Below are 23,507 nucleotides of genomic sequence, written 5' to 3'. Positions count from 1 at the left end.
GACAGAAAGACACCCGTATCGTGACAGCACCTGTTCGACGAGCAGGCGTCTTTGCGGCGCTGTGTACGCTTGCGCTCGTCGTTCCGCTCTTTGGTACGACGGTCGCGGTGGCGGTCGCCGCGGTTGCCTTACTCGGGGCTGGCGTCGTCTCCGACGGCCCCGTGTTCGATCTCCTCGCCTATCCGGGCGATTACGAGGACGGTCGCCTCTATGGGTTGCTGACGTTCATCCTCGCTGCTGTCTTACTCGGCGTGATCGCCGAAACCTCGTCGATGTCGACCGCCGTCTTCGTCGGCACCGTCTTCCTCGTCGGCTACGGCGACCTCGGTGAGCAACTCGCCCGCCAGCGGACTGACCACGACGTCGCCCGCGTGACCGTCTTCTGTCTCAGCGCGCTCGTCGCTGCTGTCGCCGGACAAGTTGCAACCGTCGCGATTACCGACGGGGCCGGCGCGCTCGAGTCGGTGCTGCCGACACTCGTCTTCCTCGCAGCCAGCGGCGCGTTACTCGCCGCCTTGCTCCGAGACATTCTCATGCTGTACGACGATCCAGTCGTCATGCTCTTTGTCGGCCTCTTGTTGTGGCTGCTCGCCGAACTCGAGCCAGCACTCGGGGCTGTCGAAATCACGATTGCACTCGCGATTACGGCCGCCTTCGGCTACGTCGCCTACGCGCTCGAGACGGCCTCGATTGCGGGGATGCTGACGGGCGTCTTGTTGTGCTTGCTGACGATTATCCTCGGGGGCTACGGCTGGTTCGCCGTCCTCGTCTCGTTCTTCGCAATCGGTGGCCTCTCGACGAAATTCCGCTACGACCGCAAGGAGGATTTGGGCGTTGCCGAGGAGAACAACGGCGCTCGCGGAATCGGCAATGTCCTCGGAAACGCGTCCGTCGCCATCGCAGCCGTCCTCGGATACGCTGCCAGTTCTGCCGCGGTGTTCCCAATCGACCTCGAGCCAACCCTCTTTCTGTTCGCCTTCGCTGGCTCCGTTGCGACCGCGATGAGTGATACGCTCTCGAGCGAAATCGGGAGCATCTTCGAGTCGCCGCGGCTGATCACCACGCTCGAGCCGGTCGACCCCGGCACCGACGGTGGCGTCACTTGGCAGGGCGAGGTGGCCGGCCTCGGCGGCGCAGCAATCGTTGCGCTACTCTCGTACGGACTGTTCCCGGAAGTCGAACTCATTGGTGCGACAATCATCGCTGCCGCCGGATTCGTCGGAATGACCGTCGATAGCCTGCTGGGTGCGACACTCGAAGGGACGTTGCTTGGCAATCAGGGCGTGAACTTCCTCGCGACGCTGTCGGGCGCACTCGCCTGTGCGCTGCTTGTGCTTTCGTTTGCTGTGCTTGGCTAACAGAGCCGAGGAAACCGGGTACTACTCTGTCTCTGGCGGCGTTTCAGCAACGTCATCAATCGCGTGGATGTTAACGCTGGTCGGTTGCTTGGTGAACTGCCCGAGCGAGCGGGCGATAATTCTGTCAACGCCGCTGTCAGCCGCCACATCCAGCAGTTGCTGGGTCAACACGTCGTCAAGAACGAGAGTCGTCGCAACGGGCTCACACTCCTCAAGGACGGTGTATGCCTTACCGGCATCAGCCTCGGTGATCGGTTCGTTTTCGGCATCGAGAAGGCGAACATGGTGCGTCCCGCGGCGGATAATATCGGTTGCGTGGCCGTAGACAGTGGCCGGTGTGGGAGACTGCGCTGCGGTATCGTCGGCCGCCGTCGCATCGTCGGGGTCGTCGGACCCAGCGGTTGCATCTGCTCCTGCCCCGGCCTGCTGTGGTGTGGATTCCTGGGACTCACTCGAGGCAGATTGGCGCTCGACTCGAGTCGCAGAATCGTCAGTGGAGGCTGGCGCATCAGGGTCGATAGGGTCGCCCGAAGGGGCCGGTGCCGGCGAGGCGCTTCCATCCGTTGCGGCGATAGCAGCCCGCGGTTCGCTCAAACTCGAGACCGTCTCATAGGGGACCTTGTTCCGGAGGGCGGTAAAGAGCTGATGGTGGTCGAGTTCCTCGACGGAGTCACCAGCGGGTGCAAAGGCGACGTAATCGATCTCGCCGACCTGCTCGAGTTCCTCGAGAATCAGGTCACCGCCACGGTCCCCATCGAGAAATGCCGTGACGGTGCGGTGGCGTGTGAGTTCGGCGACCGCGTCGGGGACGTTCGTTCCCTCGACTGCGATTGCGTTTTTGATGCCGTATTTCAGCAGCGTGAGCACGTCGGCGCGTCCTTCGACGACGATAATCGCATCGCTGTCGGTGACCCGCGGCCCCGCCGGCAGACCCTCGTACTCGGTGATGTCTTCGACGCGAACGTGCTGGCGAACCTCCGCGAGAATTTCCTCGGAACTCATCACAGTGTCGTCGAAGCCCGTCTCGAGCAGTTCCTTTGCGCGGTCGACGACGTCCTTGCGCTTGGCTGCCCGAACGTCTTCGATCTCGCTGACCTCGAGACTGGCGCGACAGGGACCAACACGGTCGATTGTCTCGAGGGCGGCAGCGAGGGTCGCGGTTTCGACTTTGTCGAGGCTGGTGGCGATGGTGAGGTGGCCGTGTGACTGGCCGGCGGTGCTTCTGATTTCGACGTCGATGCGTCCGACCTTCTGAGATTGGCGCAGATCGCGGAGGTCGAGTTCGTCGCCAAGGAGCCCTTCGGTCTGGCCGAAGATGGCACCGACGACGTCGCTGCGCTCGACGACACCGTCAGCGGTGACATTGGCGTGAATGAGGTATTTCGAGGTGTCTTCCATGGGAGATCTGTCCCCGGGGAGGGGACGGCGAGAGGCGTCCGAAGCCGTATACCGTAAATATCGGTCGTGACAGGCAAATAGCTGTTGACCTCACTCGCAGAGACTGGCGAAATGAACACTCCCGATGTCAGTATGCTGGACGATACCAGTACCAATAGAGCCAGACGGCGAGCAAAACAACCAGTCCACCGAGGAAAAAGAGTAATCCTGGCGGAATCACCGACAGAAGTTCCGGATCAGCGCCCTCGGCGGCATCGAGCGCGAACTCCTCGGAACCCGCATCATCCGCGGCCGCCTCGTCACCGCCGCGGCCAGAGTCGTATGACTCGTCGCCGGCGGTCGCAGTGTCATCTTCGGCATCAGTCGCACCATCATCTTCGGCATCGGCCGCGTCGTCCTCACTCGAGTCCGCGTCATCGTCAACAGTTTGGGTACCGAAGGAATCCTCGCTCTCCGTTGTGTCTGTGCTATCATCCGTCTCATCCACGGGTGCACCAGAGTCAACTGACTCGTCTTGCACCTCGAGTGTCTCCGACTGATCGTCAGCAGTGTCGTCCGTCGCGGCCGACCCGTAGACGGCGTCCTCGCTGTGGGACCCGGCCCACTGGGTCACGCCGTACTGGACGAGTAAGCTGCCGCCAGCGAGCGCGCCAATGCCGCCGATGAGCCGCGAAATGGCGGCTTTCAACTGGCTCGCCGTCGACTCGTCGCTCGTGACGATTAGGGGGCCGTCTGTCGTCGCGTAGACGCTCATCTCGTTGCCCCGTGAGGAGTACCAGGTGTCGACGACCTCGACGAGGCCCGCCTCCTCGAGATTCTCGAGGTGGTAGCGGACGTTCTGAATCGAGGAATCGATGGCGTCGGCGATGTCGCTCGGCGTTCCTGGCTCGTCATCGAGTCGCGCGTAAATCTGGCGGGCCGTCGTCGACGAGAGGGCGCTAAACACCGCATCGGCGTCCTCACCCTCGAGATCGACGACGCGCGGTTGCCCCTCCTGTGATGGCGTTTCCGACCGGAAGGGGAACAGACGGGCCATGTGGCTACTGCTTTCATTCGCCTGCCGACACGTATACGCTTTTTCCTCGCTGAAAGAGCGATTTCAGTTTGGTACGCAGGGACTAGATGCGCAGACGGCGGGTGGATCGGCGGGCCGGGAAACTGTGTGGCTCGAGGAGCGACCACTGTCCAAAACTGGCCACAGATCGTCACCGATCAGAGAATCTCTTCAATCGTGAGTTCTGAAGGGAAACAGTTACCAACGTCGACCCGAACCACCGCACATGCGTCGGCTCGAAATCGGTGGCTGGATCGTCGTCGGAGTCGTCCTCTGTGCGCTCGCGATTCCGTGGTTTCTCTGGGGCAACGCCACGACCGTCGCGGGGATTCCGCTGTGGCTCTGGTGGCACGTTGGCTGGATGCTCCTCGCATCGCTCGTCTTCTGGTACTTCGCCCAGACGGCGTGGGGAATCGGCATCGAACCCGAGAGTGAAGATGACGGGAACTCGAGCGAGCGCCCTGACCGCCCCCAAAATGAGTACGCCGGAGGTGACACCCGGTGACGCTGGCACTGCAGTTGGGGATCATCGTCGGCTACCTCGTCCTTGCACTGGTCGTCGGCCTGTTCGCCTACCGACTCACCGACCGGACCGCTGAGGACTTCTATCTCGCCAGCCGAACCTTTGGGACGGTCGTCCTCCTCTTTACGACCTTCGCGACGCTGCTGTCGGCGTTTACCTTCTTTGCCGGGCCGAACATCGCCTACCAGCAAGGCCCCGAATGGGTGCTCGTGATGGGCCTGATGGACGGCATCATCTTCGCTATCCTCTGGTACGTCATCGGCTACAAACAGTGGCTGCTCGGCCAGCAACGCGGCTACGTCACCCTTGGGGAGATGCTCGGCGACCGCTTCGGCTCGAGACGCCTGCGCGGACTCGTCGCCGGAATCAGCCTGCTCTGGCTCTTTCCGTACGTCATGCTCCAGCAGGTCGGCGCGGGCACGGCACTCGAGGCGCTGACCGAGGGCGCGCTGCCGTACTGGCTCGGTGCGGGCCTGATTACAGCGTTTATGATCCTCTACGTCGTCCTCGCGGGGATGCGCGGCATCGCCTGGACCGACACGCTGCAGGGGCTGTTCATGCTCGTCGTGACGTGGCTCGCGCTGGTCTGGCTGCTCGCCGTCGTCGGCGGACCGAGTGCGGCCACGGCGGCGCTCGAGGCCGAGGTCGCCCAGCACGTCGCCCTCGGCAGCGACTTTTACACCGTCCAGTGGATGCTCTCGACGGCGATCACGATTGGCTTCGGCGTGGCGATGTTCCCGCAGGTGAACCAGCGCTTTTTCGCCGCGGGCTCGAAGACCGTCCTCAAACGGTCGTTCGCGCTCTGGCCGATTCTGTGCGTGCTTCTCTTTGTCCCCTCGTTCCTGCTCGGCGCATGGGCGCGCGGCCTCGAGGTGACGATTCCAGAAGGTGGGAACGTCCTCCCCGCCGTGCTCGCGGAGTACACGCCGGTCTGGTTCGCCGCACTTGTCATCGCGGGGGCGATGGCCGCGATGATGTCCTCCTCGGACTCGATGTTGCTCTCCGGTTCGTCGTACTTCACGCGGGACCTCTACCGACCCTACATCGACTACAACGTCTCCGAGCGCCGAGAGGACCTGCTCGCCCGTATTGGCGTCGTGGTCTTCGCGACCGCCGCCTTCGTCGCCAGCCTTTGGAATCCGGCGACGCTGTTCGAACTCGGCGACGCGGCCTTCAGCGGCTTCGCCCAACTCGCCCTGCCCGTCATAGTCGCGCTCTACTGGCGACGAACGACCAGAGCAGGCATCACCGCTGGAATCCTCGTGAGTCAGGCGTTCTACCTGACGACAGTGTTCCTCGGGACGATTGTGGCCGGCCTCGAGGCGCTCGCACTCGTCCCGATCCTCGGCGCGCTCACGCCCACACTCATCGCCATCGTCACGACCGTCTTCCAGCCGACGTATCTGGGCTGGACGGCCGGACTCGTCGGGATGGGGCTGGGTCTCATCGTCACCGTGGGCGTTTCGCTGGTGACGACACCCGCAGCGGACGAACGGCGGGCGATCTACTTCGACGGGCTGCGGGCAGACTGACGACCCAGAGCGACACGCCAAAAGGGACCGACCGCGTACTCGGAGTCAATGCCAACCTCTCTGCCGGAGTCGCTCGCCGATTCGTGGCAACTCGCCGGAACGAAAACCGGCGAGTCGACCGTGCTGATCGCCTCGATCAACGCCGAGACGACGCTGTACGAGCCGACGGAGCCGACGGCACTCGCCGCACGCAGTGCGAGTGCAATTCCACTCCGCTCGCTGTTCGTCGTCGACCTCTCGATCTCACCGCCGCTCTCGGCGGTCGGCATCCCGCCCGAATCCGCCTTCTCAAAGGCCGCACCCAAAGCTCGAGATCAGTTCATCGACACTGTCGAAAGCGAGGGGCTGACCGTCGATGGCACGCGAGAGACGCTTGCGTTCGAAGCGCCGAACGGCACAGAGGGGAGATGGTACGTCCTCGAGACGACCCACCCGCTCTCGGACGACGTGCAGGCGGAGGCTGACATCGAGGCTGAGGCGAACGGCCACGTGCCGGCCGAAGCCCACGTCGCCGTCTGGCCGACCGACTCGAGTTTCGCCGTTGCGGGCGGGACGCTCCCGCGGCCGGACGGCCTCGAGTCGATGCCGGAGGAACTCACAGCCGAGACGACCGTTGACCCAGACGGGGCTCGAGACACGATTTCGACGCTGATTCAGGCGCTTGATCTCGAGGGCGGCGAGAGCGACGGCTGACAGCGGCCCACTTATTCCGCCGTCGCGGCGACGATCAGCACGCGGGGGAGTTTCGCGCGCAGTTCGGGCGGGGACTCGCCCCACGGCCCCGCCTCGTGGTCGGCCGGATCAGCGGAGCCGGGTTCTCTCAGTTCGTCGACGACGAATCCCGCCTCCCGCAGTGCGGTGTGCACGTCGCTGACTCGACGGCGGTAGGTGACCATATTCGGATAGTCTTCGCGGTGGTCGACAACGACGTGTCGGCCGGTATCGAAGTAGCTCTCCTCGAGTTCGTGCGAATCTGGATCGACGAGCGAAAAGAACGGATGTGGCATCGAGAAGACGAGGCGGCCGCCCGAGCGAAGCACGCGGTGGGCCTCCGCGAAGCAGGCGCGCAGGTCGGGCACCCACTGGAACACCCACGTGTTGAACGCGAGGTCGAACTGGTCGGCGGCGAACGGCAGCGACGTGACCGAGCCCTCGGCAACGTCGATCTCGAGGTCGTGTGCCTCGAACAGCGCCGTCGCGTGGCCGAGTTGTTCGCGCGAGAGGTCAATGCCCGTCACACTGGCACCGCGCTCGACGAGGGCGACCGTATCCTGCCCGCCGCCACAGCCGAGTTCGAGGACGTGTTTGCCCTCGAGATCGCCGAGGAAAGCATCGCTATCGACGTCGTCCCAGCCCCAGTTGAGGCCAACGTCGACGTCAGCGGTCTCCTGGAACTCGTCGCTCGTGCGTTCCCACCGTGCCTTCACTGTTCTGTCCATTGACTCAGCACATCGAGATAATCGCACATAATTCCACGGTTCATGTCACTCGAGCGAAACGACGGGTGTCTCAGCGACTCGTCACGATAGGTCCGATGGCTGGAAGTCGACGCCTCGGATTTCGAATCGAGCGCCACTCTCATCACCGGCGCTGTCGGCGTCACCGTCGACATCACGGACGCTCTCGCCCTCGTGCTCGGCGAGCGCAATCGACCACTCGTGTGCGTCGACGATGGCCTCGACGATTGCCAACCCGAACCCAGTGCCCTCACTCGAGGTCGTATAGCCGTAGTCGAAAATCGAGTCGCGTCTGTCCGCGGGAATGCCGACGCCGGTATCGGCGACGGCAAAGCCATCCGGACGACCGTACTCGTCCTCGAGATCGGTGACTGAGATCGTTAGTGACTGCTGATCGGCGGGCGCTGGTAATTCAGACTGCGTGTCGGGAGCGCCATGTTCGACCGCATTCCGAAACAGGTTCTCGAGCAGCGCCTGCAGTCGCTCCGGTCCCGCTCGGACGACAGCGTCAGTCTCGACGACGAGGTCATGTGGTCCCGTCTCGATAGTGTCCCAGGCGGCCCAGGCGAGACCCGAGAGTGGCATCGGGCGCACTTCCTGGACGATCTGGCCGTTTCTGGCTGCCTGGAGGACATCTTCGAGCAGGTGTTGCATTCGGTCGACCGCCGGATGAACGTGTGCTAAGAGTTCGACGTCGCCGGACTCCTCGGCCATCTCGGTCCAGCCCTGGATTACCGTCAGCGGACTTCGGAGATCGTGACTGACGACGCTGGCGAAGGTATCGAGGTGCTCAAGTCGGATCTCGGTTCGCTTGCGCTCGAGTTCGTGCTCGAGGAGTCGGGCGATCAGTTCCGCGAACATGGTTTCGTCGCTCGAAAACGGCTCCGAGCGTGCGTCCGTCGAGACGAAACAGACGGTGCCGTAGACACCATCGTCGAGCGTGATCGTCGTGCCGTGATAGCACTTGAGGCCGTGGGCCTCGTAGGCAGGGTCGTCCGCCCAGCCCTGTTCGGGGACGTTATTGAGCGCGATTGGCTCGTCGGCGCGGATCGTTCGACGGCAGTACGTTGTTTGCAAGTCGAGGGCGAGCCCGGGCGGGAACCGCCCGGAGACGGGATCGGTGCTCGCGATTGACTTCCAGTAGTCGCTTTGCTCGTCGATTTTTGTCACGTGGCCGTTGTCGACCCCAAGATATCGTCTCCCGAGTTCGAGTGCGCGGTCGGCTTTCGTCTCGAACGAGCACTCATCGTTCATAATTTCGTACAGTTCGGCTCGCGCCTCGTCCGGACCGAGCGGCGACTCAGCCATGCGTTGGTGCCTGCTGCCGTGCATTTATCGCCCCGATCATACCACTCATAGACCGCTGTGGTGGATAGTCCTTCTGTCAGTATCGCCGAACGTTCATCCGAAACGATACGGCGACACTTAGCGGTCGAATCCGGTGCGGACCATCTCGCCCCACGCGGACTCTCCACGGAGGTACCGGATCAGCGCGAGCCACGTGATCAGGGATTTCCACTGCCGGTAGGGGGCGTGCTCGAGCAGTGAGTAGCCAAGCAGGATCGCGATGTCTTTGGGGTTGCGATAGCGCCGAAAACTGAGGACTTCGTTGAGGACGCTCAGCCACGACAGCAGGGTGCCAATGCCGACGGCAACGCCCAGAAACAGCAAGAAGAAGGGAACGTTCAACGCGCCGAGGATGAACGCAAACGGAACGATGACATAGCCAAGCCCCTCGATGAGCGGGCCAATCGCCTCGACGAACAAGAAAAAGGGCATCGCGAACAGGCCGATAGACCCGTATTTCGGGTTCCCAATCATTCCACGATGCATCGAGAGCGTCTCGAGCAAGCCCTGATACCACCGCATTCGCTGGCGGCCGAGGGTTTTCCGGGAGGCAGGCACTTCGGTCCAGACGACGGGGTAGGGGACGAACGTGATCGAATAGTCCGTGTCCGCGTAGTGGTGATGAAGCCGAACGATGAGTTCCATGTCCTCGGTGATCGTCTCTGTCGAGTAGCCGCCGACCTCGCGGACGGCGCTCGTGCGAAAGACGCCGAACGCGCCGGAGATAATGAGGAGGCCACCGAGCGCACTGAGACCAATTCGACCGGACAGAAACGCCCGGAGATACTCGACGGTCTGCAGCGACGCGAGTCGGTTACTCGAGAGGCCGACTTTTGTGACGGTGCTGCGGGAGACCGAACACCCGTTTGCAACCCGGACTGCGCCGCCGGTCGCGATGGTTCGTTCCGGGTCCTTTAAGAACGGTTCGACCACCTCAAGAAGCGCGTTTCGCTCGACGATGCTGTCGGCGTCAATAGCACAGAACAGTGGCTGATCGGTAAAGAAGACACCCGCGTTGAGCGCATCTGCTTTCCCGCCGTTTGCCTTGTCAATCACGACGAGGTCGACCTCCGTCGACTGATAGACCTCATCGACGGGTTCACACGGCAGGTCGAACGGCACACCCTCCTCGACCGGTTCAAGGTCGAACTCCTCGAGCAACTGCTCGAGTGTCGCATCGGTCGAGCCGTCATTGATGACAACCACGTCGAAGACGCCATACTCGAGGTTGAGCAGGGAGCGCACGGAGTCGACGATAACGGCTTCCTCGTTGTAGGCGGGAACGAGGACCGCGATGCCGGGCAGGAACGGCGACCGATAGGGATTGTACGTCGGTTCGAGCAGCCAGTCACGAAAGTTACGCTGGAGCGAGACGATTGAGGCCAGATGAACGAACAGGTAGCTGCCGTTGACGAGCGCGAAGTACAGCAAGAAGAACCAGCTAATCGCCCAGAGGACCGGCGCGGGGTCGGCGGCTACGACCATCCGGTTGCAATCCTCCGTCTAGATCGGCGTTCACGTTTGGCCCACGCAATCGTTCGACCGGCATCGGTCTCGGCAGGTGGCATACTCGCAAGCGTGTATCCATGTCCGAGTAGCGTCCGGGCGGCAGCGAGTCGCGAGCGGTCGTCCGGATCATTGTAGGCACCATAGCGCAGCCACTCGAGTGCATTGCTGTCTCCCCACTGGCCGAGCAGTTCGTAGCCAGCCGTTCGAACCAGTGGCTCGGGATCAGAAAGGACCTGTTCGACGACGACGTGGTCGCGGAACGCACCGCGCCAGCCCTGCCGTGCGAACGCCAGCAACGCGCCGGCCCGTATCTGTGGCGACTCATCCTCGAGCAGGGGTGGAAGCCACGCGAACTGCTCGGTTCGCTCAGCAGACTGGCAGTGTGAGAGAACGGTCAGACACTGCAACAGCAACCGGTCGTTCCACCAACTCGCGTCGGCTGCCGCCTTCGACAGCAACGGCGTCGAATCTGAGCGGTTGAGTTGATAGAGCGTATCGAGTCCGTACACCGACAGCGATTGCTCTCCGTCTTGAAGGAGTAACGCAGTGCCGTCCATGCCAGTCGTTTCCTCGTCGACAGCACAGAGCAATCGTGCGGCAGCCGCGCGCGTCTCCGAGGTTGCCATGCAGTGTCGGCGCAAAAATTCCGTGGGCATCGACTGCTTGAGCAGCGTCAACCAAATCAGTCCGCGAAGCGTATTAAACTCCGAGCGGCGCGTACATAACGACACAGCGCGGTCATCGAGTCCAAGCGCGGCCGACAGCGCGACGAACTTGCGATGATCGCTCCCCTCGAGTCGCCGCAGATACTCGAGGATTTGGCGGCGAACGACGTACTGCTCGCTGATCGAGAGCGAGTCGTACCATGCCGCTGCGTCCGGACCTGGCTCCTCGAGGTAAGCGAACAGTTTCGGACGAAGTTCGGGACGAGTGGCGTCCTCGCGGCGGTCAAACCAGTATCGTGCAATCGACAGGGCGAGCGTGAACAGCCCGACGAACAGACAGATAGCGACGATCACAACAAAAATCGTCAGCAGGACCATTATCGGAGCGAGCGCTTGAGGCGAACAGCTATTTCGGACGGGCTAAACGGTTTCATGACGTAGTCATCTGCACCGAGTTCGAATCCACGAACGACGTCTTCCTCGAGGCCGCGTCCGGTGACGAGAATCACGACGAGGTCGTCATAACGCGAATCATCGCGGATCCGTTTGAGAACCGTAAAGCCGTCGAGCCCTGGCATCATCACATCGAGCAAGAGCGCGTCGGGCAATTCCTCGGCTGCCTCTAAGGTCTCCCAGCAGTCGTCGCCGTCGGTAACGGCTTCGACGTCGAATGTATCGGACTCGAGTCGGTAGCGAAGAATTTCGATGATTGGTTCATCGTCTTCGGCGATCAGGATCTGGTGGGTCATTCGGTGTCTGGAGTCGGCTCAATCACTGTCAGTACTACTGCTGCGAGTTCGGTTGCTGTCAACGGCGTCGCTCGCGGCGTTCGATAGCCGCGAATCGGCAGCCACTCGTTGTCCGCGTCGTCCGGTCGCTCCGCCGTCTCGACCGGCAACTCATCGACAACGACGACTGGAGTCGCTTCGTCATCAGTCGGTCTGCGAAACGCAGCCAGCGTCGCGTCGTCGGTTCGGTCGACGGCCTCGCTAGTGAGAAAGACACAGTCGACAGCTGCCGGATCGACCATCGAGAGTGCACGGGAAGAGACGTAGGCATCCCGTTCGTTCGAGTGTCCGCAATCCGTCACTGCCTCAAGCGTCTCGAGAAACCGCTCGTCGACATCGCCGACAACGGCAACTGTCGTGTCAGCCTCAAGTAGCGCAGCGGTCAGCCCGAACCGCGCTTCGAACAGCGCCTCGAGAGTTCTCACCGAAACAGTTGGTGAGAGGATGCCAGCGAGTCCCTGCAGCGGCCCTGCTCCGGCTGGTGCGACAGAGACCTGATCTGTGTCCACATTTGTATCCGCGTCTCCGTCCGCATTCGTACCTGCGTCCGTGTCTGCATCGCCGCCTCTGTCCGCGTTCATCAGTGGTGCAACGACGGTCGAAACGAGCGTCACTGCCGTCTCACCGTCCGTTGCGTTGATTGTTCGCTCGAGTGACTCGAGGAATGGCCCAGACGGGAACCGACAGTCAAGGACGAGATGCTGTGGCTCCGGCCGCTCGAGCAGTGCTGGTAGTTCAGCAGCCTCTGTGACACTCTGTGTCGTGTATCCAGCCCGTTCGAACTGTCTCGCCAGCAAGTCGACGAACTCATCGTCGCGGTCCAGCGCAAGCACGATCTCTGTCGGAGTCACTGGTGACGCTAGCTCGGACGGGGACTCCTCGAGAATCTGTGCGTCGTGGTCGGTAACGTATCCCTCGACAGCAGGCTCAACCGTGGTCGCGGTCTCGCCGGTCAGTGCCAGCGACGCTGCGATGATCTCCTCGAGGGCATCGCGTTGGTCAGCGGTGATCGGCCCAAATGCTTCGTCCTCGAGCAGCGTCGCCTGCGAGTGGATAACCCCCAGATGACGGCGAAGTTCGAATGCGTGCTGGGCGCTCTCGTCCGAGTTGGTCATTGCAAGAGTAGGGATACGAACAACGAAAGCAGTAATAAAACGCCCCGTGTTAAAGCGTTCTGACAATTCACGGGAAAAGAGTGTGTTCTCGAATGTCGCCTCCAGCGGAGGCCCTGTGTCAAATGAAGCGACAACACCTGCGTACCTATCGTATTGCTAATTGCTATAGACGATGGAATCCAATTCAGCGATAGTGGGAGGCATCGTGGCCGGGATAGTCCCGTTCGAACCGATCCTCGAGTTCGTCGCCGTCAATCCGGACGATCACCGGCCGACCGTGCGGGCAGGCGTACGGATTCTCACAGTCGTCCAGTGCTGACAGCAGGTCGACGACCGAGCCCTCCGTGAGCGAGGTGTTGCCAGTCACCGACGGATAGCAGGCCAGGTCGCCAAGGAACTCATCAGCCAGTGCGTCGACCGTTTCCGCGCCCGCCTCGTGGTCGCCATCGATAACCGACGTCAGAACGTCCCGCAGGGTTGCCGGCTCGAGCGTTTCTGCAAACACTGCCGGGACGGTCGTCACCGCAACGGTTCGGTCGTCGACGCGATTCGCGTAAAAACCGAGTCGCTCGAGGGCGTCAACGGCATCTTCGAACGCCGCGGCCTCGAGCGCCGTCAACTCGAGTTCGACCGGCGAGGCCAGCGCCTGAGCAGCCGGCTCGTCTTCGAACGCCGCTCGCAGTTGTTCGTAGTTCACCCGCTCGTCGGCGGCGTGTTGGTCGATCAGTGCGAGTCCGTCGGGCAGTTCACAGACGAGGTAGGTGTCGTGTAGTTGCCCGAGTACGCGCATCGACGGCAGCGAGTCGAACTCGCCCGCCTCGCTCGCCGGTTCGTCCCCAGCGAGCGTTTGCTGTTCGGTTGGCCCGTCGAACTTTCGGCTCGAGTCAAGTTCCGGTTCGGATTCCGAGGCTGAGTCCGACTCGAGCCCGGATGTCGCCGCCTTTGTTGGCTTTGTGGCTGTCGAGTCCGCAACTTCCGGATCTGCAACTGTCGAGTCCGTAGCTGTCGAATCTGTGACTGGTGGCTCTGTGGCTGCCGTCGATGTCGTCTCCGGCGTCCGATCAGCGCGTGACGCCGTCGCAGTTGCCGAGTTGTCAGCGTCCGCTGACTCCGGCTCATCGGCAGTCTCGCTCAAGGCTGCCGTCGTGTCTCCACTCACCGCTGAGTCGGTTGGCGAGGTCGAGTCGGAGTCAGACTCCGCGTCCGAACCAGTGCTCGAGTCTGCGTCCGCGCCGCCTTGCTCCGTCGGCGGCGCTGACTCCGTTGGGAGCGACTCCTGGCTGGTCGTCTCAGCAGTCGCAGTTTGGTGAGGGGTGATCTGTGCTTCATCCGGTGCAGACCGGCCACGGGGTGCCCCAGAGCGAAGCAGTCCGTGCTCGAGCAGCGCGCTCTCGACCGCCGAGTCGACTTGCCGGCGGACCGCATCGTCGTCGTCGAAGCGCACCTCACGCTTGCGCGGGTGGACGTTCACGTCGACGGCCTCGCCGAGCACCTCGAGAAAGCAGACGACGAACGGATAGCGATCCCCACCGAGTTGCGTGCCGTAGGCACCCATGATCCCCTCGCGAATCGCATCCGCGGTGACGGCGCGGTCGTTGACGTACGTCGCGAGGTACTCGCGACTCGAGCGGTTGGTTTCGGGGTGGGAAACGAGCCCGGAGACGGACTCGAGGGGGCCGGGCGGGAGTTCGTCACCGGTTGCCTCAACCGGAATCATCGAGGAGGCGACCTCGCGGCCGTAGACGGCGAGGACGGCGGCCTGCAGGTCGCCCTGGCCCGTCGTGGCGAACACCTCGCGGTCGTCGTGAGTCAGCGAGATCGCCACGTCGGGATTCGCCAGCGCGTAGCGGGTGACGATACGGTTGACGTGGGCGAACTCCGTCGCCGTCGTTTTCAGGAACTTCCGGCGGGCAGGCGTGTTCGCGAAGAGTTCTGTCACCTCGACGCTGGTCCCCTCGGGACAGCCCGTGGGTTCGACGCGCTCGACCTCGCCGGCGTCGTAGACGAGTTCCGTTCCCGCGCCTGCTGTGGCGTCCTCGCCGTCGGCCCGCGGTCGCGACCGGATCGTCAATCGCGAGACGGAGCCAATCGTATGTAACGCCTCGCCCCGAAAGCCAAGCGTGGACACGCCCGACTCGAGGTCTTCAAGGCCGTCTATCTTACTCGTCGTATGTTCGCGAACAGCCGCGCGGAGGTCGGCTTCACTCATTCCGTGGCCATCGTCGGCGACGCGGATCAGGTCGGTCCCGCCCGCTTCGACGGTCACATCAACTCGAGAGGCGTCGGCGTCGAGACTGTTCTCGAGCAGTTCCTTGACCGCGCTTGCGGGCCGTTCGACGACCTCACCGGCGGCGATCCGAGCGACGGTGTTCTCGTCGAGTTGGCGAATCGCCGTCTCCTCGAGAGAGTCGGACGCATCGGCGCGTGAGCGTGAATCCGGCGCGTCAGTCATCGACCGCACCACCCCGTTCGCAGTCGGTCGCCGAGAGTCAGCATACACGAACGTTCCCGAGGGGCTGCAAAAGCGTATCGGGAGACTCCACGGTCACCCGAGGACTTACTGCTCGAGAACGCCGTCGACGCCAGCCTGAATCGTCTCGCGGCCCTCGTCGGGAACCGTCATCAGCGGCGGGCGGACGGTATCGGTCGGAATGACGCCACGATACTCGAGCGCGGCTTTCGAGGCGGGGGCGAAGCCGTACGCGCCACAGCCCTCGAAGAGGTCGGCAATCGCCGCCTGCAGCGTCGCGCCGCGGTCAGTCTCAGCAGTGTCGAACAGTTCGGCGAACGCGCCCGGCACCGCATTCGACAGCGCGTTCACGCCGCCGTCGGCTCCCATCCGCAGCGCCGGCACGAGCAGTGAGTCGTAGCCCTGGAGATGGAGAAACTCGCCGGGTGTCGCTCCCATCGCTCCCAGGAAGTACTCGAGGTCGCCACTCGAGTCCTTCAGCCCGATGATGTTCTCGTGGTCGGCGACGGCGCTGACGGTGTCGATGGCGATTTCTTGGCCGGTACAAGCCGGAATATTGTACAGTAGGAGCGGCAGCGCAGATTCGTCGGCGATGGCCTCAAAATAGCGCTCATTGCCCGCTGGCGAGTTCGCCGTGTGGAAGTACGGCGGGACGATAACGGCAGCGTCGGCCCCGATTTCGGCGGCCTCGTCGATGTACTCGAGAGTCTCCGGAACGCTGGTTGCGCCCGCGCCAGCGACGACAGGGAGTTCGCCGTCGACCTGGTCGACGACGATCTCGAGGACGCGCCGGCGTTCGTCGGGTGAGAGACTGGCGAACTCGCCGGTCGTTCCGTTCGGGAAGACAGCGTCAATACCGGCCGACTGCAGTGAGTTGACGAGCGTTCGGAGTGCATCTTCGTCGATTTGCTCGGCTTCGTCAAACGGTGTCACGACCGGGCATGTGATTCCCGCGAGTTCCTGCGTGAGTGCCATGTGAAAGCATGTCTCGGTACTCGCAAAAACGTATGCACTTCGGACTCATTGCAGAGAGAGTATTCGCAGACCTGTCGGCTCACCTCGAGAGCAGCCAGAACACGACAGCTCCGAGCACGAACGCCAGTCCGACGTTGACGACGAGTCCGATGATGCCGACACTGATGACGAGGACGAGCGCTCGGCTCCCCTCGAGCGGGGCGAACGCAGCCCGGCCAAGCTCGAGTGCGACGACGGCGAGCAAGACGCCGAGCAGCGCAGTTGGGAACGCCGCAAGCAGTGCGCCGGTCGCGACCAGCGCGAGCGCGAGGTAGCCGACCCCAAGCAGGACGTTCGCCCCGGCAGTTCGCGCGCCGAAGGCGTACTTGCCGGCGAGGCCGCCGCTACCGTGACACATCGGCACGCCGCCGACCGGAATCGCCGCGAGACAGGTCGCGCCCATGCTCTTCGAGAGCGCGTCGGGCGAGACGTCTCGGTCGTAGAGATCACCACACAGCAGCGCGGTCGCAATCGCTGCGTTCCCAATCGTCATGCCGAGTTGGGCGACAGTGCCCTCGAGTGCGGCCCCAGAAACCGTTGGCGTGCCTGCCGGAAAGAGCGTGGCTTCAGGAAGGCGAGGCGTCGGGATGCCAGCAACAGCGACGGCCGCAACGGCACCGAGTGCCAGCACGACCAGCACGCTCGACTGGCGATAGCCGCGGAGCGCAAACAGGCCGACGACGGCGAGTCCAGCCACAGCGACGGCGGGACTGCCGACTGAGAGCCCGACTGCAGACTCGAGGAGGAGGAGCGCGACGGCGAACTGAACGCCGCGGATGACCGGCTCGCCGACGACGCGCTCGAGGTGGGAGACGAGGCCGAGTTTTCCGACCACGAGCAAGACACCGCCCGCGAGGAGACCGGCGGCGGCGAATTCTGGGTACGACAGCGAGCCGACGATGGCCAGCCCCACGAGCGCCTTCATCGGCTCGACTGAGAGCGGCATTCCGTAGTAGAGTCCCCAGATAATCTGAAAGACGCCGAAGCCGACCAGCACATGGGGGAGGGAGACACTCGTCGTCGCAGCCAGCGCGATGATCAGCGGCAAGACTGTAACCGAATCTCCTAGCGCACCCGTCAGTTCCGACGTCGAGAACTCGAGGTCAGAATCCGTCTCTCGAGGGAACGAGTACGCCATCTACCCACTCTTTGCGAACACACGGTTTTACTGTTGTGAGTAACCATCCACGGTTATGCTCGAGCAGTGTGTGAACACGTTCGGTTACGTCAGGCGGGAGCCAGCAAACACGAGGGTACCGAATTGGCTCCGTTCGGCGGCGCAATACAGTTATTCTGCCAGAGCGCCCACCGCTCTGCATGCCAGTCGCAACCGACGGCGGCGACGAGGAGGATGGTCTCGGGATCGGTATCGGCGTTGGATTGGCGATTGGAGCGTCCATTGGCCTGCTCACGGACAATCTCGCACTGTGGCTTCCGATGGGGTTCGTCATCGGCCTGACGATCGGTGGGATGCTCAACTGGTAGCCGAAAGCGACCCTCGCACTCAAGGCGAGAGCACGGATCACCACCGCTAAGAGCGCCCCCTGCGAGCACTCGAGCGTGAGCGACCTCGGGAAAATCGACCGGCAATTCTTCGAACAGCATATCGCGCCGAATCTCGGCGCTGAACGCGAGGATGTAGCGATTGGTCCCCAGCACGGCGTCGACTTCGGCGTCATCGACGTGAGCGGGCAGGCGCTCGTGACCGCGACCGATCCGATCTCGATTCTTCCGGCGCTCGGCCTCGAGCGCGCGGCACGGTTTGCGCTCGATTTGATCCTTGCCGATGTGGCCGTCAGCGGCGTTGCGCCGTCACATCTCTCGATCTGTTTCACGTTACCGGAGTCGATGACGAACGACGACTTTGCGACCGTCTGGGAGACGATCCACGCGGAGTGTGCCGACCTCGGCGTTGCCGTTGTCACCGGCCACACGGCCCGCTACTCCGATCCCACCCATCCATGGATCGGCGCGGCAACCGCGATGGGCGTCGGCAACCACGAGGATATCATCCGCCCCGACGGCGCACGGCCCGGCGACCGACTCCTGCTGACGACCGGCCCCGCCGCGGAATCCGTGGGACTGCTGAGTACGCTCTTTGGCGAGCAGATTGACCTCCCAGACGAGACGATTGCGGACGCACAAGCGCGACTCGAGGACGTTCACTGCGTCCGAGATGCGCTCACGGCGGCCGCGTCGGGTCCGGTAACGGCGATGCATGACGTGACCGAAGGCGGTCTTGCAGGCGCGTTGAACGAGATGGCCGACGGCGCGGGCGTGCGATTCGACATCGACCGCGCAGCCGTCCCGATGCAACCCGGCGTGCAGGCGGTCTGTGACGCCCTCGAGATCGATCCCTGGACGGCGACCAGCTGTGGCTCGCTGCTGATCGCCGTCGACGCAGAGGGTGTCGAGGACGTGCGTCGGGCACTCGAGGACCGCGGCACAGTCGTTGCAGAAATCGGCCGTGTCGATGACTCCGCCGGAGAAACTGGGCGGGTTGTCGTCGACGGCGAGACGCTCGAGCATCCGCGCGTCGATCCGTCGTGGGCGGCGTACGCGGCGCTCGGGTCGGCTGCGGACGACGAGACGAACTGAGTGCAGTGGGACAACACCGTCGCGGACCGTGGTGATTATACAACGAGGCGCCCTTGATCCGACAATGACAGATCCAGTCCTCGGCTCGCGGTCGCGTCGGCGACTGCTCACTGCGGTCGGTGCGGGAACGGCTGTCGGCCTCGCTGGCTGTCTCGGCGGCGATGACGACGACAGCGACGCGGCGGACGACGAGCAGGACGACAGTGCGGATATCGAGTACATCGATCACCCCGGCGACGGGCCAATCGAGTTCGAAAGCAGTCACGGCTGTGGCGTCTGTGGCATGGGCGTCGTCGACTACAGCGAGCGAAACGCACAGGTCGCCCACGAAAGCGGCGACGGGATGACGTTTTGCAGTTCGGGCTGTCTGGTTGCCTACCTCGTCGCACCCGACCACTTCGACGGTCCCGACAGCGAGATTGCCGGCGTCTGGACGACCGACTTCGACACCGGCGACCTCATCGACGCCGAGGAGGCATACTTCGCCCTCGAGCACGACGAACGGCGAGCTGACGACCCGATGGGCGTCGATCCGCGCGTCTACGCCGAGGAGGAACTCGCCCTCGAGTACGTCGACCAGTACGACGATCTGAACGAGGACGACGTCATCACGTACGACGAAATTGACGAAGACGTGGCGGATATCTACCGCGGGAGTCGGCTGCCATAGCTGGCGCAGCGCTTCTCGAGTCTCTCGTTACCGCCTCGAGTGCGACCATCATCGATTTGTATAACAGGCGAATACAGCCGTGTATGCGAACCCCAGCACCCGAGACGCGTCCGGTCGCGCTGACGATTGCCGGCAGCGACTCCGGCGGCGGCGCTGGCATCCAGGCCGACCTCGCGACGATGGTCGCCCACGGCGTCTTCGGCACGTCGGCGATCACCGCCGTCACCGCCCAGAACACCCGCGGCGTCGAGTCGTCGTTCGCACTGCCCACCGCGGAGCTCGACGCCCAGATCGACGCCGTCACCGGCGACTTTTCGGTCGGCGCGGCCAAAACGGGGATGCTCGCGACGACCGAGATCGTCGAAACCGTCGCCGAGCGCGCCCGCGAGTTCGACTTCCCGCTGGTCGTCGACCCCGTCATGGTCGCGACGACAGGGGATCGACTGCTCGAGCCGGCAGCCGAACGCGCCTACGAGGATTTACTTGCTGAAGCGACGCTCGCGACGCCGAACGCCGACGAAGCCGAGGTGCTGACCGGCACCGTCGTTGAGGACGCAGACAGCGCCCCCGAGGCCGGGACGGCACTGCTCGAGACCGGGGTCGACGCCGTGCTCGTCAAAGGCGGCCACGTTCCCGGCGAGCAGGTACAGGACATCCTCGTCACCGCGGACGGAAGCCAGACGTTCGAACACCCGCGAATCGACACCGAGGCGACCCACGGCTCGGGCTGTTCGCTCGCGGCGGCAATCGCCGCCCGATTGGCGAACGGCGACGAACTCGCGGACGCCGTTGCGGGTGCGACCGACTTTCTCGCGCGTGCAGTTCGGTACTACTACGACGTTGGCGAGGGTCCCGGCGCAGTCAACCACGCTGTCGACCTGCGAAACGCCGCCGCTCGAGAAGCGACCGCCGAGGAGGTCGAAGTCATCCTCGAGCGCCTCGTCGCGACCGACGTAAGCGCGCTGGTCCCCGAAGTCGGGATGAATGTCGTCGGTGCGACGCCGTACGCCGAATCCGCCAACGAGATGGCCGCCGTCGAGGGACGCGTGCATCGAACGCTGTCGGGCGTCCAGCCAACCCGCGGCGTCCGATTCGGGGCCTCGAGTCACGTCGCGAGCGTGCTGCTCGAGATGCGCGAGTCGGTCCCCCACCTGCGGTTCGCGCTCAACTGCCGGTACGACGACGCTGTTGGGGAAGCACTCGAGTCCCTCGAGTGGGACATCGTCGAGAACGGGCAGATCGACGGCCGAGACGCGCCACCGGCAGTCGTCCTCGAGACTGGGAGTGAAGGCACAGAGCCGATGGCGTACGTCGTCGCGCCCGATCTGCAGACGCTCCTCGAGCGCGTGTTGACACTTGATGAGGCGGTCGACAACGCCGAGCGCTCACTACGACCATGAGTGGGTGACTACTCGCATAGTCCGCCGCGACCCGACGGTTTATCGGCGAGTGGTCAGATACCACGAGTCATGGTCGAGAACCCCTTCGACGTGGAGATCCGCGTCGGCGAAGTGCTGGAAGCCGAGCGATTCGAGGAGGCGAACAAACCGAAGATGACCAAACTGTGGATCGATCTCGGCAAGGACCACGGCGAGATCCAGTCCGCTGCGCAACTGGATCACCACTATGATCCGGCGGAACTCGAGGAACGGCAGGTCCTCTGTGCGACAAACCTCGGATCGGTTCGCATCGCAGGATTCAAATCCGAGGCATTGACGGTTTGCGTCCCCGGTGAAGAAGAGTATCCGGTGCTCGTGGAACCGGACGAGAACGTCCCGCTTGACGGCTTACTGTTCTGATCGGTGACCGTCTCGGCTCGCTGGAATTCATAAAGTCTGACAGTGAGACTATCTGTCCGGCGGCCGTCACGGCCCCCTATGGGTGGCGAACCGCCGCCGGCCGAGGGGACCAATATCGAGGGCGAGTCCCCGGAGGTCGAACCGACAGTCGAGACGGACGACGCGACGATCACCGACGACGCCGAACTCGAGCGCACGCTCGGGCTCTCCGGGGGACTCGCAATCGGAATCGGGACGATGATCGGTGCCGGCATCTTCGTTTTTCCGGGACTGGCCGCGGGCCAGGCCGGCCCCGCTGCGGCCGCGTCGTTCGCCATCGGTGCCGTCGTCGCCCTGCTGGTCGCGTTGCCCACCTCCGAACTGGCGACCGCGATGCCGAAAAGCGGTGGCGGCTACTACTTTATCTCGCGGGCGCTCGGCACGCTGGCCGGCGCCGTCGTTGGCCTCTCGCTGTGGTTCGGGTTGGTGTTCGCGACGGCCTTCTACCTCGTCGGCTTCGGCTACTACGCCGTCGACACGCTCGCCGAACTCGGCGTCACGGTCGGCGACAGACTGGTTATCCCCATCGCCTTGCTGTTCGGCGCGGGCTTTACCGTCCTGAACGTCACGGGGACCGAGAACGCCGCGAAGCTCCAGAACGGGATCGTCGCCCTGCTGCTGTCGATCCTCATCGTCTTTCTCGGCTACGGCAGCCTTGACGCCGTCGGACTCATCGGCGAATCGGCGGCGCCCGAGCAGTTCGCTCCCTTCGGCGCAATGCCGATCCTGACAACGGCCGCGCTCGTCTTCACCTCCTACTTGGGCTTTGCACAGGTGGCGACCGTCGCCGGCGAGATGAAAGACCCCGGCCGGAACCTGCCGCTGGCGATGGTCGGCTCGGTCCTCGCCGTCGGCGTGCTCTACGTCGTGACGATTTTCGTCGCGACGAGCGCGTTCGGCAGCGAGGCGCTCGCGGGCTTCGGCGAGACGGCGATGGTCGAGGTCGGCCGCCACTACCTCGGCGCCGCCGGTGCGTTCGCCATCGTCTTCGGCGGGCTGCTCGCGACGATGTCCAGCGCCAACGCCTCAATTCTCAGCACGTCTCGGGCGATTTACGCCGTCTCGAGGGACGCCCTGTTGCCCAAGCGGGCGAGCCGGATCAACCTCCGGTACGGCACGCCACACGTCGCGCTCGGGTTGGCCGGCGGCCCGATTCTCGTGTTGACCGCGACGGGCCGTGTCGAACTGCTGGCCGAGGTCGCCTCGTTTCTACATCTCATCATGTACGGGCTGATCTGCGTCGCGCTGATCGCACTGCGCCGGGACGAGCCGGAGTGGTACGACCCCGAGTTCCGGGTCCCCGGCTACCCCATCGTGCCGGCTCTCGGTGCGATTGCCAGCTTCGCCATGATCGGGTTCATGCAACCCACCTCACAGCTCGTCGGCGTCGGAATCATGCTCACTACCGCCGGGTGGTACGTCTATTACGCTCGGGACGTGAACCTCCGAGGTGCACTATGACCCGCGTCCTCGTTCCGCTGGCGATTCTCGAGGGTGAATCGGTATCCCCCGGGCTGACGACGCTGCTCGAGCCAGTCGACGTGACCGTGCTCGGCTACCACGAACTCCCCGAACAGACGCCACCCGACCAGGCCCGGATACAGTACGAAGAGCGGGCGACCGAGGCCCTCGAGGACCTCGTCGAGACGTTCCGGGTCGGCGGCAACGAGGCCGACCACCGGCTGGTGTTCACCCACGACCGGGAACAGACGATCGATCGCGTGGCCGCGGAGACGGCGGCCGACGCCTACACGATTCCCGGCGCGAGCGGACAGATCGAGCGGGTCCTCGTCACGCTGACGGGTAACGTCGCCGTCGACCGGATCTGCTCGTTCGTCGGCGAACTGATTGGACCGCGAGAGATCGGCGTCACGCTGTTTCTGGCGACCGACGACGAGACGGGGGGACGAGAGTTGCTCGAGACGGCCGCCGACACCCTTTCCGCCCGCGAGATCGATGTCAGGACCGAGTTCGCGGTCGATACGTCGCCGTTCGAGGCGCTGCTCGAGGTCGGTATCGACCACGACGCTATCGTGGTTGGCGAACGGGCTCCGTCGCTTCGCTCGCTGCTGTTCGGAGAGGAGGCCGAACGCATCGCCGTCGAATCCGTCGCACCGGTGCTCGTCGTGCGGAACCTCGACGAAACGGTGACGGCTGCGGACACGTGAGAA

22 protein-coding genes are annotated in these 23,507 nt (G+C 63.8%); 11 read left to right on the top strand and 11 right to left on the bottom strand.

Going from position 1 to position 23,507, the window contains the following annotated elements; genetic code table 11:
- The first annotated feature begins 20 nt into the window (after window positions 1–20).
- The gene (locus B2G88_RS00645) at window positions 21–1,358 is read left to right on the top strand and encodes a DUF92 domain-containing protein (protein ID WP_087713699.1); all 1,338 of its coding nucleotides are present in this window, start codon (window positions 21–23) and stop codon (window positions 1,356–1,358) included.
- 21 nt (window positions 1,359–1,379) lie between these two features.
- Here B2G88_RS00645 and dnaG read toward each other — a convergent pair whose 3' ends face one another.
- Window positions 1,380–2,756 (bottom strand): DNA primase DnaG, encoded by a 1,377-nt coding sequence (dnaG, locus tag B2G88_RS00640; RefSeq protein ID WP_087713698.1) that lies wholly within the window; start codon window positions 2,754–2,756, stop codon window positions 1,380–1,382.
- A 127-nt stretch (window positions 2,757–2,883) separates the two neighbouring features.
- Window positions 2,884–3,792: an ArsR/SmtB family transcription factor gene (locus B2G88_RS00635; RefSeq protein WP_087713697.1), complete on the bottom strand. Its 909-nt coding sequence runs from the start codon at window positions 3,790–3,792 to the stop codon at window positions 2,884–2,886.
- Between the two features lie 244 nt (window positions 3,793–4,036).
- Between B2G88_RS00635 and B2G88_RS00630 the strand changes: the two genes are divergently transcribed.
- Genes B2G88_RS00630 through B2G88_RS00620 form a run of 3 tightly spaced genes read left to right on the top strand, consistent with a single transcriptional unit; the run spans window position 4,037 to window position 6,558 of the window.
- Complete coding sequence (locus tag B2G88_RS00630) at window positions 4,037–4,315, top strand: DUF3311 domain-containing protein (RefSeq protein ID WP_054864220.1); 279 nt, start codon at window positions 4,037–4,039, stop codon at window positions 4,313–4,315.
- A complete protein-coding gene (locus B2G88_RS00625) occupies window positions 4,312–5,865 on the top strand; it encodes a sodium:solute symporter family protein (RefSeq protein ID WP_087713696.1) in 1,554 nt (517 codons plus the stop codon). Before B2G88_RS00630 ends, B2G88_RS00625 begins: the two co-directional genes overlap by 4 nt.
- A gap of 48 nt (window positions 5,866–5,913) precedes the next feature.
- Window positions 5,914–6,558, top strand: coding sequence for a hypothetical protein (locus tag B2G88_RS00620; protein ID WP_087713695.1), 645 nt, complete (start codon window positions 5,914–5,916; stop codon window positions 6,556–6,558).
- Between the two features lie 11 nt (window positions 6,559–6,569).
- Here the strand turns inward: B2G88_RS00620 and B2G88_RS00615 are convergent, their stop codons facing one another.
- The 9 genes from B2G88_RS00615 to B2G88_RS00575 form a co-directional block, all read right to left on the bottom strand.
- Window positions 6,570–7,304: a class I SAM-dependent methyltransferase gene (locus tag B2G88_RS00615; protein WP_054864108.1), complete on the bottom strand. Its 735-nt coding sequence runs from the start codon at window positions 7,302–7,304 to the stop codon at window positions 6,570–6,572.
- A gap of 81 nt (window positions 7,305–7,385) precedes the next feature.
- Window positions 7,386–8,630 (bottom strand): GAF domain-containing sensor histidine kinase, encoded by a 1,245-nt coding sequence (locus B2G88_RS00610; protein WP_087713694.1) that lies wholly within the window; start codon window positions 8,628–8,630, stop codon window positions 7,386–7,388.
- 117 nt (window positions 8,631–8,747) lie between these two features.
- Window positions 8,748–10,154 carry a glycosyltransferase family 2 protein gene (locus B2G88_RS00605; protein ID WP_054864110.1) on the bottom strand — a complete coding sequence of 469 codons (1,407 nt, stop codon included), beginning with the start codon at window positions 10,152–10,154 and terminating at the stop codon, window positions 8,748–8,750.
- Entirely contained in the window at window positions 10,145–11,221 is a 1,077-nt protein-coding gene (locus B2G88_RS00600) for a HEAT repeat domain-containing protein (protein WP_087713693.1), read from the bottom strand. Before B2G88_RS00600 ends, B2G88_RS00605 begins: the two co-directional genes overlap by 10 nt.
- Window positions 11,221–11,592, bottom strand: a complete 372-nt coding sequence (locus tag B2G88_RS00595; protein ID WP_054864112.1) for a response regulator transcription factor — start codon at window positions 11,590–11,592, stop codon at window positions 11,221–11,223. The genes B2G88_RS00600 and B2G88_RS00595 overlap by 1 nt, the downstream gene beginning before the upstream one ends.
- Window positions 11,589–12,746, bottom strand: coding sequence for a response regulator (locus B2G88_RS00590; RefSeq protein WP_054864113.1), 1,158 nt, complete (start codon window positions 12,744–12,746; stop codon window positions 11,589–11,591). The genes B2G88_RS00595 and B2G88_RS00590 overlap by 4 nt, the downstream gene beginning before the upstream one ends.
- 184 nt (window positions 12,747–12,930) lie before the next feature.
- The gene (mutL, locus tag B2G88_RS00585) at window positions 12,931–15,198 is read right to left on the bottom strand and encodes a DNA mismatch repair endonuclease MutL (RefSeq protein WP_087713692.1); all 2,268 of its coding nucleotides are present in this window, start codon (window positions 15,196–15,198) and stop codon (window positions 12,931–12,933) included.
- A 105-nt stretch (window positions 15,199–15,303) separates the two neighbouring features.
- Window positions 15,304–16,191 carry a dihydrodipicolinate synthase family protein gene (locus B2G88_RS00580; RefSeq protein WP_087713691.1) on the bottom strand — a complete coding sequence of 296 codons (888 nt, stop codon included), beginning with the start codon at window positions 16,189–16,191 and terminating at the stop codon, window positions 15,304–15,306.
- Between the two features lie 79 nt (window positions 16,192–16,270).
- Window positions 16,271–17,368: a putative sulfate/molybdate transporter gene (locus B2G88_RS00575; RefSeq protein ID WP_087713690.1), complete on the bottom strand. Its 1,098-nt coding sequence runs from the start codon at window positions 17,366–17,368 to the stop codon at window positions 16,271–16,273.
- 179 nt (window positions 17,369–17,547) lie between these two features.
- Here B2G88_RS00575 and B2G88_RS19360 point away from each other — a divergent pair, with 179 nt between their 5' ends.
- From B2G88_RS19360 to B2G88_RS00545, 7 genes are all read left to right on the top strand, one after another.
- Entirely contained in the window at window positions 17,548–17,715 is a 168-nt protein-coding gene (locus B2G88_RS19360; RefSeq protein WP_176393152.1) for a hypothetical protein, read from the top strand.
- A gap of 75 nt (window positions 17,716–17,790) precedes the next feature.
- Window positions 17,791–18,828, top strand: coding sequence for a HypE family hydrogenase expression/formation protein (locus B2G88_RS00570; RefSeq protein ID WP_087713689.1), 1,038 nt, complete (start codon window positions 17,791–17,793; stop codon window positions 18,826–18,828).
- Between the two features lie 64 nt (window positions 18,829–18,892).
- Window positions 18,893–19,498 (top strand): nitrous oxide reductase accessory protein NosL, encoded by a 606-nt coding sequence (locus B2G88_RS00565; protein WP_087713688.1) that lies wholly within the window; start codon window positions 18,893–18,895, stop codon window positions 19,496–19,498.
- 83 nt (window positions 19,499–19,581) lie between these two features.
- Window positions 19,582–20,898 (top strand): bifunctional hydroxymethylpyrimidine kinase/phosphomethylpyrimidine kinase, encoded by a 1,317-nt coding sequence (thiD, locus tag B2G88_RS00560; RefSeq protein ID WP_087713687.1) that lies wholly within the window; start codon window positions 19,582–19,584, stop codon window positions 20,896–20,898.
- Window positions 20,899–20,967: 69 nt separating this feature from the next.
- Window positions 20,968–21,297 carry a tRNA-binding protein gene (locus tag B2G88_RS00555; RefSeq protein ID WP_054864093.1) on the top strand — a complete coding sequence of 110 codons (330 nt, stop codon included), beginning with the start codon at window positions 20,968–20,970 and terminating at the stop codon, window positions 21,295–21,297.
- 78 nt (window positions 21,298–21,375) lie between these two features.
- Window positions 21,376–22,797: an APC family permease gene (locus B2G88_RS00550; RefSeq protein WP_087713686.1), complete on the top strand. Its 1,422-nt coding sequence runs from the start codon at window positions 21,376–21,378 to the stop codon at window positions 22,795–22,797.
- The gene (locus B2G88_RS00545; RefSeq protein WP_087713685.1) at window positions 22,794–23,504 is read left to right on the top strand and encodes a universal stress protein; all 711 of its coding nucleotides are present in this window, start codon (window positions 22,794–22,796) and stop codon (window positions 23,502–23,504) included. Before B2G88_RS00550 ends, B2G88_RS00545 begins: the two co-directional genes overlap by 4 nt.
- Window positions 23,505–23,507: the final 3 nt, after the last annotated feature.

Origin of the sequence: Natronolimnobius baerhuensis (assembly GCF_002177135.1) — an archaeon.
Lineage (GTDB): Archaea > Halobacteriota > Halobacteria > Halobacteriales > Natrialbaceae > Natronolimnobius > Natronolimnobius baerhuensis.
The sequence above is the reverse complement of the archived record's forward strand: the minus strand, read 5'-3'. Positions and strand labels throughout refer to the sequence as shown.